The following is a 16,798-nucleotide window of genomic DNA, read 5'->3' as shown; positions in this document are numbered from 1 at the left end:
CAATGGCTTTTGAAAATTTAGTATTACCTAAGGAAATCAAAGTAGAGCAGGAAAGCGCGACGTACGGCAAATTCATAGCGGAACCCTATGAATCTGGCTTGGGACATACCGTAGGTAATTCTTTGAGGAGGATATTACTTTCCGGCTTGGAAGGCGCAGCGGTAACGGCCGTAAAAGTGGAAGGTACTACCCATGAGTACAGCACCATCCCAAATGTAAGGGAAGATGTTATACAAATACTTTTAAACTTAAAGAAGTTAAGAGTAAAGATGGAAAGCTCCCAAAAAGAATACTTGACGTTGGAAGCTGACAAGCCTGGCCTGGTGACTGCGGCTGCCATCAAGGAAACCAGCGGCGTAGAGATAGTAAACAAAGACTTGCCGATAGTTACCTTGGAAGCCGGCGGCGCAATCAAGATGGAGATAGAAATATCCAGAGGCAAAGGTTACGGCGAGGAAGACACTAAAGCAACTAGGCCGGCCGGTTTTATGCCGATAGATTCGATCTTTTCTCCTATTTTGAAAGTACACTATGACGTAGAGCCCGCACGCGTCGGGCAGAAGACGGACTACGACAGGCTTATCTTGGAGATAACGACCGACGGCACTTTGGAACCTAGAAAAGCGTTGCATAAAGCGGCGGTGCGCTTATCGCAGTCTTTGCACATCTTCACGATTGAGGGGGAGGAAATTCCCGCGGTGCAAGAGAGTGTAGAGGCGGAAGCGGCGGCGCCGACTGTTGGAAATGACAAGCTTGACGAAGTGTTGGATCAGCCGGTAGATTTGATAGAGCTTTCTTCCAGATCATTAAATTGCCTTAAATCGGAAGACATCAAAACGGTGCGCGATTTGGTGGCAAAGACGGAAGGCCAGCTAAAAATGGTAAAGAACTTCGGTGCGAGATCGCTTGACGAAGTGAAGGCAAAACTTGCCGATATGAACCTTCATCTTGGGATGAAGTTTTAAGAGATATTAAGGAGTAATTCAGGTATGATAAAGAATACGGGATACCGTAAATTGGGCAAGACGACCTCCCACAGGAAAGCGATGCTCAGCAATATGGCGGTAAGCATAGTATTACACGAAGAAGTTAAGACGACCTTACCCAAAGCCAAAGAAGTAAGACGCGAGGTTGAAGGTCTTATAACCTTAGCCAAGAACGGCGAGAAATTGGCGTTAAAGAATGCGGTAAACGACAAATTGGCATATAAAAAATTGGTGGAAGTTCTTTCCGAAAGATACGCCAAGAGAGACGGTGGTTACACCCGCATATACAGAGCAGGTATCAGAAAGGGTGATAACGCCGAAGTGGCGATAATCAAACTGGTGGACTAATATGCTGATAGACTATTTAGGCGGACTGCTTTCTAACGATATGGGAATGGACCTTGGCACGGCCAACTGTCTGATATACGTAAAAGACAAGGGAATAGTGCTTAGGGAACCTTCCGTAGTAGCGTTGGACAGGGACAGCGGTGAAGTAAAGGCTGTAGGCAGCAAAGCCAAGCAAATGCTTGGCAGAACGCCTGCCAATATAGTCGCAGTGCGCCCGATGAAGAACGGCGTCATCGCCGATTTCGAAGTAACGCAGGAGATGATAAGATACTTCATCAGGAGCGTACATACCAGGAAGAGCCTGCTTAGGCCGAGAATAGTTATAGGGATACCTTCGGATATAACCGGGGTAGAGCGCCGCGCGGTGGAAGACGCCGCGAAACAGGCTGGCGCCAGAGAGGTCTACTTGATAGAAGAGCCTATGGCTTCAGCGATGGGCGCCGATCTGCCTATAACGGAGCCGCACGCCAGCATGATAGTCGATATCGGCGGCGGCACGACGGAAATAGCGGTAATATCTTTGGGCGGTATGGTAGTGGCCAAATCCATTGATATAGCGGGCGATGAAATTACCGACTGCATTATCCAATATTTTAAGAAGAAATATAATCTTATCATCGGCGAAACTACGGCCGAGGATGTAAAGATAAATATCGGTTCGGTCTATCCTCTTGAGGAGGAAAAGACTATGGAAGTAAAGGGAAGGGACCAGACTCAGGGTTTGCCCAGAACGATGACGGTAACTTCCGAAGAGATAAGGCAGGCCTTGCTTGAGCCGGTCCGCGCGATAGTGGAACTGGTAAAAAGCACCTTGGAGGAGACTCCCCCCGAACTGGCTGCGGACTTGGTTGACCGCGGCTTGGTAGTGGCGGGCGGCGGATCTCTTTTGAGGGGAATAACCGAACTTATCCGCAAAGAGACCGATATCCCGGTGCACAGAGCGGCGGATCCGTTAAGCTGCGTAGCTTTGGGTACGGGAAAATATTTGGAATTTCTTGCAGAAGGGAAATTTAAAAAGTTCCTGTAATTGTTTTTAGTACTATAAAGCGGGAGCCGCCTTAGTTTAAGGAGGTTCCCGCTTTCGTTTTATGCGAGGCGAAGGATATATATTTGCCGTGATTTAGAAGGGATTTTATTCGGCCTTTGATTTATGCGCGGAGCGCAAAGCCATTAGTGCCAAACGGATTTTATTACGGTTAAGGTGTATTGGAATATATGGAAAAGAAAAAGAAGAATTTAACCGCTTATGAAAGGGGGTATTCAAAGATATTGCCCTGCGTGTTTGTGATAATATCTTTGCTGATAATACTTTTGCCTTTGCAGACGACGGTAAATTCCGTTAGAATGGTGCTTTCGTATATATTTATACCGCAGTTAAGGGCATCACACGGGGTGACGCAGTATCTGGACGGAGTGAACGAAACGGTAGGCAATTTGCTTAAAGTAGCGGAAGAAAACGCGATACTTAAAGAGGAGATAGCTTTTTTGAAGATACAGACGTCAAAAATGGAAACCTTGGAAAAGGAGAACGAACGTTTAACTTCGGCTTTAGCTCTAAGCAAACGGGAAAATTGGCGCGGAGTATGGGCTAAAGTAGCTTACAGGGAGCCTTCAAGGCGCGGCAGCGTGATAATAGACAAAGGTACGGACGACGGGGTGGAACTTCGTTCGCCGGTCATAGCGATACAGAACGGGGTGGCAGGTTTGGCCGGTAACGTGGTTGAAGTAACCGCTAAGACGGCGAAAGTTATGCTGCTTAACGATGAGGATTTTTCCGCCGCGGCCAGAGTAGAAGCAAAGGGCGTGGAAGGCTTGGCCTCAGGCAACGGGAGCAACGGCGTCAATTTAAAATACTTGCCTTTGGAAAGTGCGGTGGAGAAAGGCGATAAAGTGTATACTTCCTCCTCCGGAGCTTTGTTCCCCGACGGTATATTGATAGGAGAAATCCGCAAAACCGGCTATGAAAGCAAGCGTAGCTACGATACTTCCATTACCTCAAAACTTAGGCCGATTATTGACGGAGGCAGCGTTAAAGAGGTGTTTGTTATGCCGGCATTGAGGCGCGGCGGCGAGGGTAAAGATGCTTAAATTTTTAAACGCTTTTCTTATTTTCATAGCGGCGACTATACTAAACTGGACGGCGATAGAATTATTTGCGCCGCTGGATCTGAATATCGGGATAATGCTGATATTTTCTATTATAATGGCGGGGATATTAAGCGAAGGCGGCGGATATACTTTTGCTTTTATGAGCGGCCTGTTCTTGGATTTTTTCAGCGATACTTTATTTGGCGGATACGCTTTGGTTTTTACGCTGATAATGTTTATTTTTTACCGTATAGACGACAAAATAGACTTTAAGGATATGGGCCCGCAGATAGTTATAACCACGGCATTGAATTTGCTGTGCGTAATACTGTACGGATTAAGCGGGATAGTATTTACGGGCGGCTTTTTATGGCAGGGGCTTAAGAGCTTTATCGCCGGCTCGGTATTGACGGGCCTGTTTATGCCGTTTATATATCTTTTTGTAACGAAGTATTTGGTTTTTAAAGTTTTTAAAGACAATAATGAAAACAAAACCCTTTTTTAGTTTATCCAGGCTTAAGCATTTATTGATTTTAGCGTATTTGGCGGCGGCGGTAATCGCGATAAGACTGATAGACATACAATTTATCTCGCACGGGCGATATACGCAGGCGGCGGAGCAGAACCGCACGCAGATTTTGTATCGTACGGCTCCGCGCGGGCGTATATTGGCAAGCGGCGGGGAACTTTTGGCTGGCAGCCGTCCGGCGTTTAGCTTGTATTATCTGCCCGCGTTTGAACAGAACAGCCAAGACTATTTGGAAAGTTTGAGTTCCGACATCGCCAAATATTTGGGCGAGGATAAAGAAAAACTCCTTAAACTCCTAAAAAAAGCCGACAAGAGCGGTAAAGCGATAGCTTTGGCGCAGAATATATCGCCAAAGACGGCTTTTTCCTTCGCGGAACTTCAAAGTTACTATTCGGGTTTATATCTGCTTGAAGAGAGTAAGCGTTATTATCCATCGGGCGCATTTTTGGCGCATCTTTTGGGGTATATGGGAACGATGGACGATAAATTTTGGTCTTTGCGCGACGACAGTTTGGACTATCGTTTAAATTCTAAGATAGGCAAGAGCGGTATAGAAAAGCGCTATGAAAGCGACCTTAAAGGGCGCGATGGCGGGCTTTTGCTGGAAGTAGATTATATGGGCCGCGTAAAGAAGAAGATAAAGGACAATTACGGCCGCGCCGGAGCAGACGTATATACCACTATAAACTATGAAGTACAAAAGGCGGCGGAAGAAGGGATAAAGAACTCTATAACGGGGCGCGGCGCGGTAGTGGCTTTGGACCCGAGAAACGGGGCGGTGTTGGCGATGGTATCGGCGCCGGATTTCGATCCCAACATATTTGTGCCTTTTTCCGATGAGGAGCGTACGATACTAAAACGGTCGATACCGGAGTATAATTTAGCGATACAAGGTTTGTATCCGCCCGCTTCCACTTTTAAATCTATAACTGCGATAGCGGGTTTGGAAACGGGCCGCCTGAACGTGGAAGAAGAAACAACTTGCGACGGCAAAGTATATATGAACGGGCGGGAATTTAAATGTTGGAAGAAGCACGGCCCGCACATCGATTTTTGGGAAGGAATGGCGCAATCCTGCGACGTGTATTTTTATGAGCTGGGCAGCAAGGTCGGAGCTTCGCATATAGAGCGTATACAGAGATTGTTTAGATTCGGGCGGCAGACGGGTATAGATTTACCGGGCGAGAAATCGGGCAATATTTACGGGCCCAGTAAACGCGCGCGCAACAAGACATATTGGTTTGGCGGAGATACTTTAAACTTATCTATCGGGCAGGGCGAACTGCTTTTGACGCCTATACAAATGGCGGTATTTGCCGCCACTTTGGCCAATAAAGGCAATATATGGCGCCCGTATTATGTAGACAAGGTGGTAAGCGCGGATGGCGAAGTTCTTTTCAAGACGGAGCCGGACTTGTTAAGCCGCGTCGAATTAAAGCCGGGCGTATTTGATATTATCTCCAAGGCTTTAAAAGGCGTGGTTGATAATGCCACGGGGCGCGCGGCGAAGGTGGAAGGCATAGAGGTACACGGCAAGACGGGTACCGCGCAAAATCCGCACGGCGATGACCACGGCTGGTTTATGGCTTTTTCCAATCGCCCCGGCGAGGATCCCGATTTAGCGGTTGCGGTCTTTGTGGAATTCGGCAAAGGGGGCGCGGGCGCGGCGGCGCCGATAGCGCGTGAGATTATAAAAACATATTATGGGGCAGGGCTGAAGAATGTTAAGTAAATTGTACACGTCGGAGCAATCCATAAAGAGGCGTAAGCTTGATTATATAATACTGGCTTGCGTATCCTTGCTTACGGCGGTAGGATTTCTGATAGTGCTTTCCGCCGTAAGCGGCTTATCCTACGGGGCCAGCGTGATAAGGACACATTTGATAGCGCTGCCGGTGGCGGCTGTCGCGTTTTTATTCGGCTGGCTGTTCAATTATCAAATATACAACGAGCAATACAAAACGCTTTACGCTCTTATTATAGCTATGCTTATAGGGGTGCTTATATTCGGGGTGGTGTCGAGGGGCTCTAACTCCTGGTTCAGGCTGGGTTTTATCTCGCTGCAGCCGGCGGAGTTGTGCCGTATAGCGACGATACTTATAGCGGCGGCTTTTCTTACCAGGAACTATCAGAATATAAAAGAGGCTAAAACATTGATATTGCTTGCTTTGCTGATATTGCCTGTTTTCGCGCTTATAATGAAGCAGCCCGATTTTTCTTCTATCGTGGTAACGGCGCCGGCATTGTTGATATTGCTTTACGCGGCGGGCGTGAACACTTTCTATTTTGTTTTGCTTGTAGCTTTTGGCGTATCGGCGGCGCTGTTTCCGATAATATGGACTTTTATAACCTTGCACCCCGAGATAACGCAAGACAGCCTGTTGCTGTATACGATAGGACAAATGTCTTCGGACTGGGGCTACATTGCCGGTTTTTGCGGCGCGGTAATAGCGGCGGGTTTTGCGGTGATGTACATTTTAAGGCAGTTTAGGGTGTATATAGCCCCGATATTTGTATTGATAATGGCGGGCGTGATAATAGCGGGCTTTTTCTCCGGATTGTTTGTAAACAAGCAGATGAAGAACTATCAGCGCAAAAGGGTGGAAGCCTTTTTGGCACCCAATTCCGATCCCAAGGGCGCGGGTTATAACGTATTGCAGGCGCAGATAGCGATGGGCTCGGGCGGAGTATTGGGGAAAGGCTTTTTTTCCGGCACACAATCCAGGCTGGGCTTCGTGCCTGAGCGCCATACCGATTTTATTTTGGCGGTTCTTGGCGAAGAAACGGGGCTTATGGGGACATTGTTTGTTTTAGGGTTGTATATTATACTTTTATGGCGCACCGCGTATATAGCGACGCTTTCAAGCGACAGATACGGCTATTTGGTATGCTGTGGGATATTTGGGATATTTTTCGTGTATATGATATTTAACTTCGGCATGCTGATAGGGTTGGTGCCCGTGGCGGGGATACCTTTGCCGTTTATTTCCTACGGCGGTTCTAACCTGGTGGCGAGCATGTGGGCGTTCGGGATAGTGGAATCGGTATACAGGCGCAGATTATCGATAATTTAAAAATGGTATGATAGAAACAGAGAAGAATTTCAAATATAGAATAAGAATGAGCAAGAGCAGTGAATCTCTGCCCCGTTCGCAAGTCAGGGCTATGCTTGGCGAAGCGATAAAGCAAAGCGGCGTTAACTACGCTTTAGGCAAGAGCGGACCCAAAATAGCTTTGGGGCCGTGCAGCGGGGAAGGCGAGGCGAGCATCAGCGAATATGCCGACATCTGCCTTAAAGAGAGTATAGACGTTGAGGAATTAAAGTTAAAACTGTCGCCACATATAAGCGGCGGTTTTAAAATTGAAGAAATAAACGAAATCCCTTACGGCTTGTGCTCGCTGGAATCTTTATGCGAGTATGCGGGGTACATAATAAGCCCGATAGACGGGGCAAAGTTTAAAGCCATGGACAAATCCAAGGCGGAAATAGAAATTCCGCACGAAAACGGCATAAGGGAATTTAAATCGGTCAGGCGTTTAATTTACGATATGAAAGAGCTTGGCCGCGATGAAGTAGAAATAATAATAAAGCTTGCCACGCTAAGAAGTTTTGGCCTAGAGCGGATTTTAACGGCGTTGCTCGGCCTGGAAGGCGGCGTGAGCGGGCTAAATAAGCTGCGGCGCGAACTGTATTGGTTAAACGCGCAAGGTTCTTTGGAACCGCTGCGGCAGGAGAAAAATTAGAAAATGAAAAAACTTTCGGATAATCCAAAAATAGAAGTGCTGGTGAATACCTCCTTCGAGGAAACCAGAATAGCGATATTAGAAGACGGCGTTCTTTCGGAACTGATGTGGGAGAGGCGCGGCTCTTTAAATATAGTGGGCAATATCTATAAGGCGGTGGTGGAAAATGTATTGCCGGGGATATCAAGCGCGTTTTTAAATATCGGATACGAAAAGAACGCATATTTGTATATTTCCGACGTGATAGAAGGCGACAAGCGCCCGATAGACAAGATCCTCTACAAAGGCCAGGAGATAATGGTCCAGGTAGTCAAAGACGCCATCGGCACCAAAGGCATGAAGGTTACCATGGACGTTACTTTGCCCGGCAGATATTTGGTGCTTACGCCCAATCAGCGTTTTGTAGGCGTATCAAAGAATATCGAGGACGAAGCCCAGCGCGAGAGGCTTAACTCCATGGTGGAGAAACTCGCCGAGAAATATTTGGACGGCATGGGCTGTATAGTGCGTACCGAAGCCGAGGAAGCCAGCGAGGAAGAATTGGAGAAGGAAATAAAATACCTCTACCGCCAGTGGAAGACTATAATAACCAAATTCGAGCGGGCTCCTTCCCCGTCTATTTTACACGAGGATATGGACGGCGTGCTGCAGGTTTCCAGGGATATACTCTCCGAAGATGTGAAAGTGTATATGTTGGACAATAAAAAAGACTATGAGAAGGTAGTCGATTTCGTTTCCAAAATATCGCCCGAACTTAAAGACAGAATAAAACTTTATAAAGGCAAAACCCCGATATTCGAGGCTTTCAACATAGAGCAGGAAATAGAAAAACTGCGCCGCATAAAACTGCCTTTGGAAAACGGCGGCAGTATTATCATACAGGAGGCGGAATCCTTGTGCGCGATAGACGTCAATACAGGCAAATTTACGGGCAGCAAATCACAGGAAGAAACCGTAACCCAAACCAATATAGAAGCGGCCTACGCCATAGCGCATCAGCTTAGGCTTAGGAATATCGGCGGCATCATAGTTATAGACTTTATTGATATGAAGAAAGCCTCCAACCGTCACAAAGTGGTGGACGCTTTAAACGATGCCGTAAAGCGCGACAGGGCAAAGATAAGAATATTGCCGATCACGAGGCTGGGACTGGTGGAAATGACGCGCGAGCGCAAAAAAGAAAGCACCGGCAGCTTGATAACGGAAGAATGCCCCCAGTGTCACGGCAGCGGGCGCGTGCTTTCGGCTGAGAGTATGAGGATAAAAGTCCAGCGCGAGATATACGATCTTACGCAAGGCCGTCCAGGCGGTAACTTGAGGCTTGTTTTGCACCCGCTTTTGGCCGATTACATCAAGCAGAAGCAGAGCGTGATAGAGCAGAACATACACCGCAGTTTAAAGGTACAGTCGGACCCGCAAATAGCGTGGGAAGATTATAAAATAGTTCTTGAGTAGCGAAAACCCCGGCTTAAGCCGGGGTTTTATATTTATAAACATCTTGGCGGTGGCTTAATTCATTAAAGTTGCGTTGTGGCATCTCACATAAATATGGGGGCTGCAACATAGTTAATCTTTAGCTTTGATATCCCAGTAAATATTTTTTGCTGTATTGAATGGTTTTAAGTCTTTTTCACTTCCCGGTTAATTTTTATTATCCCCGCTATACGCGAACGCGTGTAATGATAAATATATTTTTATAGAATGTACTTATGGCTGATTTTGACATAGAAACGACAATAAGCGACGTTAAACTTTTTATAGAGAAACTGAAAAGCGATTTGCCGGAAGTTTTTAAAGACGATCCGCGCACGCCCGAAACGGAAGGCCGCACGGCGGATCCATCCGTCGCGCCCGTCTGCGGGAAGGTATTGTATGAAGGCAAATTGCTTAACTGCCAAGTATCTTTGGAGAGGAGCCTTAAGGAGCCGATTATCATACAGGAAGGGGAAGACCTTAAAATAACGATCAACGACGAAAACATTTCCCTGCCCGATCTGGCGGAGAATTGGATAAGAGAACAAGCCAAAAAGATATTGCCGGTCAAGGTGAAGGCCGCCGCTGAGAAGATGGGCGTAAGCTACAACAATATAGTAATTAAAGACCAAAAGACGATGTGGGCGAGTTGCTCCTCCAAGAACAATTTAAATTTCTCTTATCGTATTTTAAAAACGCCTTTGATAGTGCAGGATTATCTTATCGTGCACGAGTTGGCTCATTTGCTGCATTTTAACCACGGCGCGGAGTTTTGGGCGGAAGTGGAGAAATATATTCCTTCCTACAAAGAGCAGCGCAAATGGCTTAACGCTAACAGATATGCCGTTATGGCGCCCTTGGACATCAAATACGAACCCGCAAAAGAGGAAGGACAAACCAATGCTTAAAAAACTGTTTTTGCCTTTGTTTTTGCTTTTCTGTTTTTCTTTTTGTCAGGCGGCAACGGAAGTTCCCGTTGAGATGGTTGGCAAGAATAAAGGCGAGGTAAAAATAATAAACAAAGACGGTGTGGACTTTGTAGAGGCTTTGCGGCTGTCTAAAATATTGCAGCTTCAAACTTCCTGGTTTGGGCGTTCGGGACAGCTCAACTTAAAGGGAGGGGCGGGCTTTTTCTGCGTACTGAGGGAAGGTGATTCATACGCTTTGATAAAAGGGGAAAAGTATTCTTTGCAGGCCCCCGCCTTTATAGAGGACGGCACATTGTACGTTCCTTTAAGTTTTTTTAATTCCGACAAAATAAGATTTTATTCCACGTATCAGACGGAACTTTCAGGCGGGAAGATAATTATAGAGAAGCTCTACAACATAGAACTGTTGGAAGTTAAAAACAACGACAATAAAGCGGATATAATCTTCAAGACCAAAGGGCCGATGTCTTTTAACAAAGACAACAGGGGCAAATATTTTGCGGAAGTATTTTTCCCGAGGGCGGTGGTTAAGAGGGAAGACACCATCCGTCCGAAAAACGAATTTATAGACAGAATAAAAATCCGCCAAACCGATGAGGGTACCTCCTTGACGGTTCAGCTTAAAGGACGTGGCAACAATTGGGACGTTTTTCAGCAGGGTGATTATATAGCGCTGTCCTGCGGCGAGGGCGAGCCTGTTTCTCCGTTGGGTTTATATGCTTCAAATACGGCGGCGCCTTTAGAGCCTAGCGCCTCCGGCGTTTTAAACAAACCGTCTGTTTTGGACGAGGGTGATATTGCCCTATCCCCGAAAGACGATATTACGGAACTTGGCGATGAGTTTTTTGCGTCCTCCTCTTCCGCGGGATCTTCGTCCAAACCTTCCGCGACGAAAGTAACGGTAGTCAATAAACTTGTTACTGCCAGGGAATATGAGGAACGCAAAAATACCTCGGCCGGCGAGCGGAAGTTCAGGATACTTATTGATCCGGGCCACGGCGGCAAGGACCCGGGCGCGGTAAAGAGGGGCAGCTCCAAAGAGAAGGATATCAACTTGGAGGTGGCCAAAACTTTGTATAACCTTTTGAAGAAGGAACGCGGCTTTGAAGTAAAGATAACAAGGGATAAAGACGTATTTATCACTTTGGGCAACCGCGCGAAGATGGGTAATGATTTTAAGGCGGACGTATTCGTATCGATACATGCCAATGCGGCCAAACTCGTTTCGGCCAACGGGTTTGAAGTTTATTTTAGGTCGGATAAAGCATCCGACGCGGAAGCGGCGGAAACTGCGGCTTTGGAAAACGAGGCTTTGCAATATGAGGGCAAAGAGGGGGGCAAAGTTACGTTTGCCGATTTATTGCTTAAATCTCTTGCCAATAACGAGAATATCAATCAAAGCTCCAAGCTGGCGGGGCATATCCGCAACAGCGTCAGCAAAAAAAGCTCATCTTTGGGTATAAAAGTCCGCCAGGACAATGCCATAAGGCAAGCCAACTTTTACGTACTTAGAGGCGTACACGCGCCCGCCGTTTTGGTGGAGATGGGCTATTTGAGCAACGCAAACGACAGAAAACGCCTTAACACCAAAAGCGTTAGGCAGAAAATGGCGGAGAGCATCCGCGACGGGATAGTATCCTACGCCAAGGCGGAAGGCTGGCGGTAATATTATATAATGGTTTTGACCGAGGTCTATATGGAAAAAGAACTTAAAAAAACGGCTTTATACGACGCCTGCCTTGCGGCGGGCGGCAAGATGGTGGATTTCCACGGGTGGCTTTTGCCCGTGCAGTATGAAGGAATAATAGCGGAACACAAAGCCGTGCGCGAGGCGGCTGGAATGTTTGACGTTTCCCATATGGGGCAGATATATTTTACCGGCAAAGACGCTTATAAATTTTTGCAAAGTGTTGCGACCAACGATTATAAACTTGAGCCCGGCCGCGGCGCTTACGCACATATCCTTAACGAGCAAGGCGGCATTATAGACGATATTATCGCCTTCTGCCTTAACGGGGAAGAATTTTTGGTGGTAGTAAACTCCGCCGCGCGTGATAAAGATTATGCCTGGTTCAAGAAAAAGGCGGAAGGCTTTGACGTAACTGTAAGGGACGCCTCCGACGAATTTTCTATGCTTGCTCTGCAAGGGCCCAAGGCTTTGGACTATTTGGAAAAATTGGATCCTTCAATAAAGCAGTTAAAGCGGTTTTGGATAAAGAAGCTTTCGCTTTTCGGCGCGGATTGCTATATTACGCGCACGGGCTATACGGGCGAGGACGGCGTGGAGGTAATGGGCCCGCACGCAACCGTAAAAGAACTTTTCAGCTGGTGCCTCGCCAACGGCTTTAAGCCTTGCGGTCTTGGTGCGCGCGACGTATTAAGATTGGAGGCAGGCTATTTGCTCTCGGGCAGCGATATGGACGAAAGCAAAAACCCGTACGAGGCTTCCTGCGGGTGGGTAGTCAAGCTGAACAAAGAGCAGGATTTTACCGCCAAAGACATAATGGCGCGCGTGAAGGCCGAAGGCGTAAAACAAAAGCTTATGGGCTTTAAAGTTAAGGGCGCGGGCATAGCGCGCGAAGGCTGTGCAGTGTATAAAGACGGCAAGAAGATCGGCGCCTTGACCAGCGCCACTTATTCCCCGCTTTTCAAGGCGATAGGGGCGGGATACGTCCCAAGCGAGATACAAGACGGAGATGAAGTCGAGATAGAAATACGCGGCAGGCTGGTAGCGGCCCAAGCCGTAAAGATGCCTTTTTACAAAAACATTTAGGAGAGATTAAAATGTACGAACAAGAGAAATGCAAATTTGCCAAGACGCACGAATGGGCCTTCGTAGAAGGCGATACGGCGACGGTCGGGATAAGCGACCACGCCCAGCACGAGATAAGCGACATCGTTTTTGTGGAACTTCCGCAGAAAGGCGCGCAGGTAAAAGCGGGCGAAAGATGCTGCGTAATAGAGTCTGTTAAATCGGCCTCGGATATATTCAGCCCGGTCAGCGGTGAAGTTACTGAAGTTAATGAGGCGGTAACGGCGGATCCCTCTTTGGTTAACCGCGAGCCGCACGGCGCGGGCTGGCTGTTCAAGGTTAAAATGAGCGACGCCAAAGAAGCCGACGCCCTTTTGACTTTCGAAGATTATAAAGCCACTTTGTAATTTGTCTTTTTTTAGTTTACCCTTGCGCCCGTTACAGAGCGCAAGGGATAGCGATTTTGAGGGGAAGAAATGTTTATATCCAATACCGAAAAAGAAAAGCAGGAAATGCTGGAAGCGATAGGCGTCAAATCGATAGAAGATTTGTTTAAGGACATTGATAAAAGCCTTTTGGCGGATAATATAAATTTGCCCGCCGCTCTTACGGAAGGCGAACTTACCGCCGAAATCAAAAAGAAAGCGGCTTTAAATAAAGGGCTGGTTAATTTTGCTGGTGCGGGGATATACGAGCATTTCATACCCGCGGCGGTAAACGCGATAAGTTCGAGGGGCGAATTTCTTACCGCCTATACGCCATATCAGGCGGAAGCCAGCCAAGGTACTTTACAGGCTATTTATGAATATCAAAGCTGTATTTGCGCCTTGTTTGATATGGACGTGTCAAATGCTTCCCATTACGACGGCGCCACCGCCTTGGCCGAGGCATGCGGCGCGGCGGCGAGAATAAAAAATAAAAACAAAATTTTACTTTCTTCCGCCCTTAATCCAGAATACAAACAAGTATTGGATACTTACTTTAAAGCGGGTGAAGCACTTAAGTTTGAAAAAGCTCCTCTAAAAGACGGTACCATTGACCAGGCGGCGTTAAAAGAGCTTTTGGCAAGCGGGGGGTATGCCGCTTTCGTGCTTTCAAATCCGAATTTTTACGGCTGTCTGGAAGAAGCACAAGCCATATCCGATATTGTGCACGGCGCCGGCGCTCTTTTAATAGCGCAAGTTAACCCGATCAGTCTTGGCGTTTTGCAGACGCCCGGCTCTTATGGTGCGGATTTCGCCGTAGCGGAAGGGCAATGTTTGGGCAATGCGATGAACTTCGGCGGGCCGACTTTGGGTATTTTCACTTGCAAAAAAGAATACGTGAGATATGTGCCGGGACGTATTTGCGGTATGGCAAAAGACGCGGCGGGCAAAAGGGCTTTTGTGCTTACTTTGCAGGCCAGGGAGCAGCATATAAGGCGGGAGCGGGCCTCTTCAAATATATGCTCCAATCAGGCTTTATGCGCGCTTAACGCAGCTGTTTATCTTACGCTGATGGGTCCTTTGGGTATGCGCGATGTGGCCGAAGCGAATATAGAAAACGCCCATATCCTTAAAGATACGCTTTGCGCGGAGGGCAAGTACAAACTTAAATTTGACAAGCCGTTCTTTAATGAATTTGTTTTGGAATGCCCGATACCTGCCGCCAAGATAATTAAAGCGGCCGCCAAGAAGGGCTTTTTGGCGGGCTATGATTTGGGGCGCGTTGATAAGAATTTGAACAATTGCCTTTTAATTTGCGCGACGGAAACCAAGACCCGCAAAGAGTTGGAAGATTTCGCTTCCTTTATGAGGGGGATATAAATATGAACAATTATCCGCACAATTTACTTTCGATAGAAAAATCTTCCGCTTTAAGGCGCGGGGTTCAAATCAGGAAAGCGGGCAAACGCGCGGGCGAATATTTGGACGGTAAATTTTTGCGTTCCAAGCCGCCTTTGCTTCCTTCCATGAGCGAGTTTGATACCGTACGCCATTTTACAAATCTCTCCAGATTGAATTTTTGTTTGGATACGCATTTTTACCCGTTGGGCTCCTGCACGATGAAGTATAATCCCAAAGCCTATGACGTTTTAAGCGGCTTGGACGGTTTTTCCTCTTTGCACCCGTACTGCCCAGAAGATTGCGCGCAGGGCACTTTAAGCCTTATATACGGTTTGGAAGAGCAACTAAAGCAAATAACGGGTTTGGCGGCTTTTACGCTCCAGCCGGCGGCGGGCGCGCATGGCGAGTTTACCGGGGCATTGATAGCGCGGGCTTATCATAAGGACCGCAAAGATTTTGACCGCAGCGAGATTATCATACCCGATACCGCCCACGGCACCAACCCCGCTACGGCGGCTATGGCGGGTTGCAAGGTGGTAAACGTCAAGTCCGCCCCCGACGGCAGAGTGGACTTGGAAGAATTAAAGAAGGTTCTAGGCCCCAAAACCGCGCTCGTTATGCTTACCATACCCAATACGGTCGGCTTGTTTGAGAAGGATATAAAGGAAATCTCGCGCCTCACGCACGAGGCGGGCGCGCTTCTTTATATGGACGGCGCGAATTTGAACGCTTTAATAGGCCTGGTAAAGCCCGCGGATATGGGCGTGGACATTATGCATATCAATTTGCATAAGACGATAGCCACTCCGCACGGCGGCGGCGGTCCGGGCGCGGGTGCGGTGGGCGTTTGCGGCAGGCTGGCAGATTTCCTGCCCGTACCAAAGGTGATTTACGACGGTAAGAAATATAAACTTGAAAGCAAATCCAAAAAGAGTATCGGCAAGGTAAAAAGTTTTTACGGCAATATATCGGTGCTTATAAGGGCCTATTGCTATTTAAGGCAGTTTGACGGGGAAACTCTTAAGGAAATCGCGCGCGGCGCGGTGTTAAACGCCAATTACGTAAGGGTTAAATTGGCGAAATATTTCCCCGCCTATTTTGATGAAGTCTGTATGCACGAATGTGTTTTGACGATAGACAAAGGCGTCTTGCCAAATGCCAAAACGCTGGATGTGGCCAAAATGCTGCTTGATATGGGATTCCATGCGCCGACGATATACTTCCCGCTGATAGTGCCGGAAGCAATTATGGTGGAACCTACGGAAACGGAAAACAAGCAGACTTTGGATAAATTTATAAGCGCGATGACGAGTATCTTTTTGGAGGCGGGCACAAATCCCGATGTTTTGCACGAAGCACCCAAAAACTGCCCCGTAAAGAGGATAGACGAAGTCAGCGCCGCCAGAGAGCCTAATTTAAGATGGTAAAGGTTCTTTCTTCCGCTCCTTTGGACGTATACGCCCAAATGGCGCTTGACGATGTTTTGGTGCAGGAAGAAAGTTTAAAGACGGAAGATTTATGCCGTTTCTTTAATTGGCGCGGCGGGCCTTGCGCGACTTTCGGCTACGCCCAATTTTATCAATCGTGCAAGGCTCAGTTTGAGGCTTTGGGCATAACTGAATACACCAGACGTCCTACGGGCGGCGGGATAGTTCTGCATAGGGACGATTTGACTTTCAGCCTGATATTTAATTACGGCGGGGCGTTAAACGTTCGGCAGATATACGATAAGCTGCACGGCCTTATAAAAGAAGGCTTTGAGCGAAGCGGGATAAATTTTGATTCATACGGCGCGCAAAGCGATTATCGCCCTTCGCCTGGCGGGGTGAGTTCCAGCTGCTTTAACAATCCCGTAGGAGGGGATTTGATGGACGGCGGGCGCAAGATTTTGGGCGGTGCGATGCGCCGCTACGGCGGAAGGATACTGTATCAGGGCAGTTTGCAGTATAAAGGCGGGCGGGGCAACGGCGAGTTTGAAAGTATTATAGCGCGTGCTTTTGGGGATTTTTTGGGCCGCTCCGTTTTGTCGGGCGAAGCAATCCCGTCCGCCATTGTTAAAGAGGCCGGGCGTTTGGCTCGGGAAAGGTACGGCTCGCAGAGCTGGATAGGCAAATTTTGATGAT

At 47.6% G+C, this 16,798-nt stretch carries 16 protein-coding genes; all 16 read left to right on the top strand.

The window, feature by feature from the left end; translation table 11 throughout:
• Positions 1-2 precede the first annotated feature (2 nt).
• Complete coding sequence (locus tag ACQY3M_RS05300; protein ID WP_428066544.1) at positions 3-965, top strand: DNA-directed RNA polymerase subunit alpha; 963 nt, start codon at positions 3-5, stop codon at positions 963-965.
• Between the two features lie 24 nt (positions 966-989).
• On the top strand, positions 990-1,334 hold the full coding sequence (gene rplQ / locus ACQY3M_RS05295; protein WP_428066542.1) for a 50S ribosomal protein L17: 345 nt from the start codon (positions 990-992) through the stop codon (positions 1,332-1,334).
• A gap of 1 nt (position 1,335) precedes the next feature.
• Positions 1,336-2,361, top strand: a complete 1,026-nt coding sequence (locus ACQY3M_RS05290; protein WP_428066540.1) for a rod shape-determining protein — start codon at positions 1,336-1,338, stop codon at positions 2,359-2,361.
• Positions 2,362-2,549: 188 nt separating this feature from the next.
• A complete protein-coding gene (gene mreC, locus ACQY3M_RS05285) occupies positions 2,550-3,422 on the top strand; it encodes a rod shape-determining protein MreC (protein WP_428066539.1) in 873 nt (290 codons plus the stop codon).
• On the top strand, positions 3,415-3,927 hold the full coding sequence (locus tag ACQY3M_RS05280) for a hypothetical protein (protein ID WP_428066538.1): 513 nt from the start codon (positions 3,415-3,417) through the stop codon (positions 3,925-3,927). The genes mreC and ACQY3M_RS05280 overlap by 8 nt, the downstream gene beginning before the upstream one ends.
• Positions 3,905-5,683, top strand: coding sequence for a penicillin-binding protein 2 (mrdA, locus tag ACQY3M_RS05275; RefSeq protein WP_428066537.1), 1,779 nt, complete (start codon positions 3,905-3,907; stop codon positions 5,681-5,683). The genes ACQY3M_RS05280 and mrdA overlap by 23 nt, the downstream gene beginning before the upstream one ends.
• Positions 5,673-7,025, top strand: a complete 1,353-nt coding sequence (locus ACQY3M_RS05270) for an FtsW/RodA/SpoVE family cell cycle protein (RefSeq protein WP_428066535.1) — start codon at positions 5,673-5,675, stop codon at positions 7,023-7,025. Before mrdA ends, ACQY3M_RS05270 begins: the two co-directional genes overlap by 11 nt.
• Positions 7,026-7,032: 7 nt before the next feature.
• Positions 7,033-7,695 carry a DUF2344 domain-containing protein gene (locus ACQY3M_RS05265; RefSeq protein ID WP_428066534.1) on the top strand — a complete coding sequence of 221 codons (663 nt, stop codon included), beginning with the start codon at positions 7,033-7,035 and terminating at the stop codon, positions 7,693-7,695.
• A gap of 3 nt (positions 7,696-7,698) precedes the next feature.
• Positions 7,699-9,150, top strand: a complete 1,452-nt coding sequence (locus tag ACQY3M_RS05260) for an Rne/Rng family ribonuclease (protein WP_428066533.1) — start codon at positions 7,699-7,701, stop codon at positions 9,148-9,150.
• A 254-nt stretch (positions 9,151-9,404) separates the two neighbouring features.
• Positions 9,405-10,076 carry a M48 family metallopeptidase gene (locus ACQY3M_RS05255; protein WP_428066532.1) on the top strand — a complete coding sequence of 224 codons (672 nt, stop codon included), beginning with the start codon at positions 9,405-9,407 and terminating at the stop codon, positions 10,074-10,076.
• Positions 10,069-11,763, top strand: coding sequence for an N-acetylmuramoyl-L-alanine amidase family protein (locus ACQY3M_RS05250; RefSeq protein WP_428066530.1), 1,695 nt, complete (start codon positions 10,069-10,071; stop codon positions 11,761-11,763). The genes ACQY3M_RS05255 and ACQY3M_RS05250 overlap by 8 nt, the downstream gene beginning before the upstream one ends.
• Before the next feature lie 30 nt (positions 11,764-11,793).
• Complete coding sequence (gene gcvT / locus ACQY3M_RS05245) at positions 11,794-12,870, top strand: glycine cleavage system aminomethyltransferase GcvT (protein WP_428066529.1); 1,077 nt, start codon at positions 11,794-11,796, stop codon at positions 12,868-12,870.
• Between the two features lie 11 nt (positions 12,871-12,881).
• A complete protein-coding gene (gene gcvH / locus ACQY3M_RS05240; RefSeq protein WP_428066527.1) occupies positions 12,882-13,256 on the top strand; it encodes a glycine cleavage system protein GcvH in 375 nt (124 codons plus the stop codon).
• 69 nt (positions 13,257-13,325) lie between these two features.
• Positions 13,326-14,654 (top strand): aminomethyl-transferring glycine dehydrogenase subunit GcvPA, encoded by a 1,329-nt coding sequence (gene gcvPA / locus ACQY3M_RS05235; RefSeq protein ID WP_428066526.1) that lies wholly within the window; start codon positions 13,326-13,328, stop codon positions 14,652-14,654.
• A gap of 2 nt (positions 14,655-14,656) precedes the next feature.
• Entirely contained in the window at positions 14,657-16,102 is a 1,446-nt protein-coding gene (gene gcvPB / locus ACQY3M_RS05230; protein WP_428066524.1) for an aminomethyl-transferring glycine dehydrogenase subunit GcvPB, read from the top strand.
• Complete coding sequence (locus ACQY3M_RS05225) at positions 16,096-16,794, top strand: lipoate--protein ligase family protein (RefSeq protein WP_428066522.1); 699 nt, start codon at positions 16,096-16,098, stop codon at positions 16,792-16,794. Before gcvPB ends, ACQY3M_RS05225 begins: the two co-directional genes overlap by 7 nt.
• The last annotated feature ends 4 nt before the right edge of the window (positions 16,795-16,798 follow it).

Origin of the sequence: Candidatus Proelusimicrobium volucris (assembly GCF_959605025.1) — a bacterium.
Lineage (GTDB): Bacteria > Elusimicrobiota > Elusimicrobia > Elusimicrobiales > Elusimicrobiaceae > Proelusimicrobium > Proelusimicrobium volucris.
This window is presented reverse-complemented; position numbering and strand designations above follow the sequence as displayed.

What these genes read in the sequence shown, in the direction of transcription:
- ACQY3M_RS05300 (WP_428066544.1), top strand. Translation starts at nt 3, where the DNA reads ATGGCTTTTGAAAATTTAGTATTACCTAAGGAAATCAAAGTAGAGCAG.
- rplQ (WP_428066542.1), top strand. Translation starts at nt 990, where the DNA reads ATGATAAAGAATACGGGATACCGTAAATTGGGCAAGACGACCTCCCAC.
- ACQY3M_RS05290 (WP_428066540.1), top strand. Translation starts at nt 1,336, where the DNA reads ATGCTGATAGACTATTTAGGCGGACTGCTTTCTAACGATATGGGAATG.
- mreC (WP_428066539.1), top strand. Translation starts at nt 2,550, where the DNA reads ATGGAAAAGAAAAAGAAGAATTTAACCGCTTATGAAAGGGGGTATTCA.
- ACQY3M_RS05280 (WP_428066538.1), top strand. Translation starts at nt 3,415, where the DNA reads ATGCTTAAATTTTTAAACGCTTTTCTTATTTTCATAGCGGCGACTATA.
- mrdA (WP_428066537.1), top strand. Translation starts at nt 3,905, where the DNA reads ATGAAAACAAAACCCTTTTTTAGTTTATCCAGGCTTAAGCATTTATTG.
- ACQY3M_RS05270 (WP_428066535.1), top strand. Translation starts at nt 5,673, where the DNA reads ATGTTAAGTAAATTGTACACGTCGGAGCAATCCATAAAGAGGCGTAAG.
- ACQY3M_RS05265 (WP_428066534.1), top strand. Translation starts at nt 7,033, where the DNA reads ATGATAGAAACAGAGAAGAATTTCAAATATAGAATAAGAATGAGCAAG.
- ACQY3M_RS05260 (WP_428066533.1), top strand. Translation starts at nt 7,699, where the DNA reads ATGAAAAAACTTTCGGATAATCCAAAAATAGAAGTGCTGGTGAATACC.
- ACQY3M_RS05255 (WP_428066532.1), top strand. Translation starts at nt 9,405, where the DNA reads ATGGCTGATTTTGACATAGAAACGACAATAAGCGACGTTAAACTTTTT.
- ACQY3M_RS05250 (WP_428066530.1), top strand. Translation starts at nt 10,069, where the DNA reads ATGCTTAAAAAACTGTTTTTGCCTTTGTTTTTGCTTTTCTGTTTTTCT.
- gcvT (WP_428066529.1), top strand. Translation starts at nt 11,794, where the DNA reads ATGGAAAAAGAACTTAAAAAAACGGCTTTATACGACGCCTGCCTTGCG.
- gcvH (WP_428066527.1), top strand. Translation starts at nt 12,882, where the DNA reads ATGTACGAACAAGAGAAATGCAAATTTGCCAAGACGCACGAATGGGCC.
- gcvPA (WP_428066526.1), top strand. Translation starts at nt 13,326, where the DNA reads ATGTTTATATCCAATACCGAAAAAGAAAAGCAGGAAATGCTGGAAGCG.
- gcvPB (WP_428066524.1), top strand. Translation starts at nt 14,657, where the DNA reads ATGAACAATTATCCGCACAATTTACTTTCGATAGAAAAATCTTCCGCT.
- ACQY3M_RS05225 (WP_428066522.1), top strand. Translation starts at nt 16,096, where the DNA reads ATGGTAAAGGTTCTTTCTTCCGCTCCTTTGGACGTATACGCCCAAATG.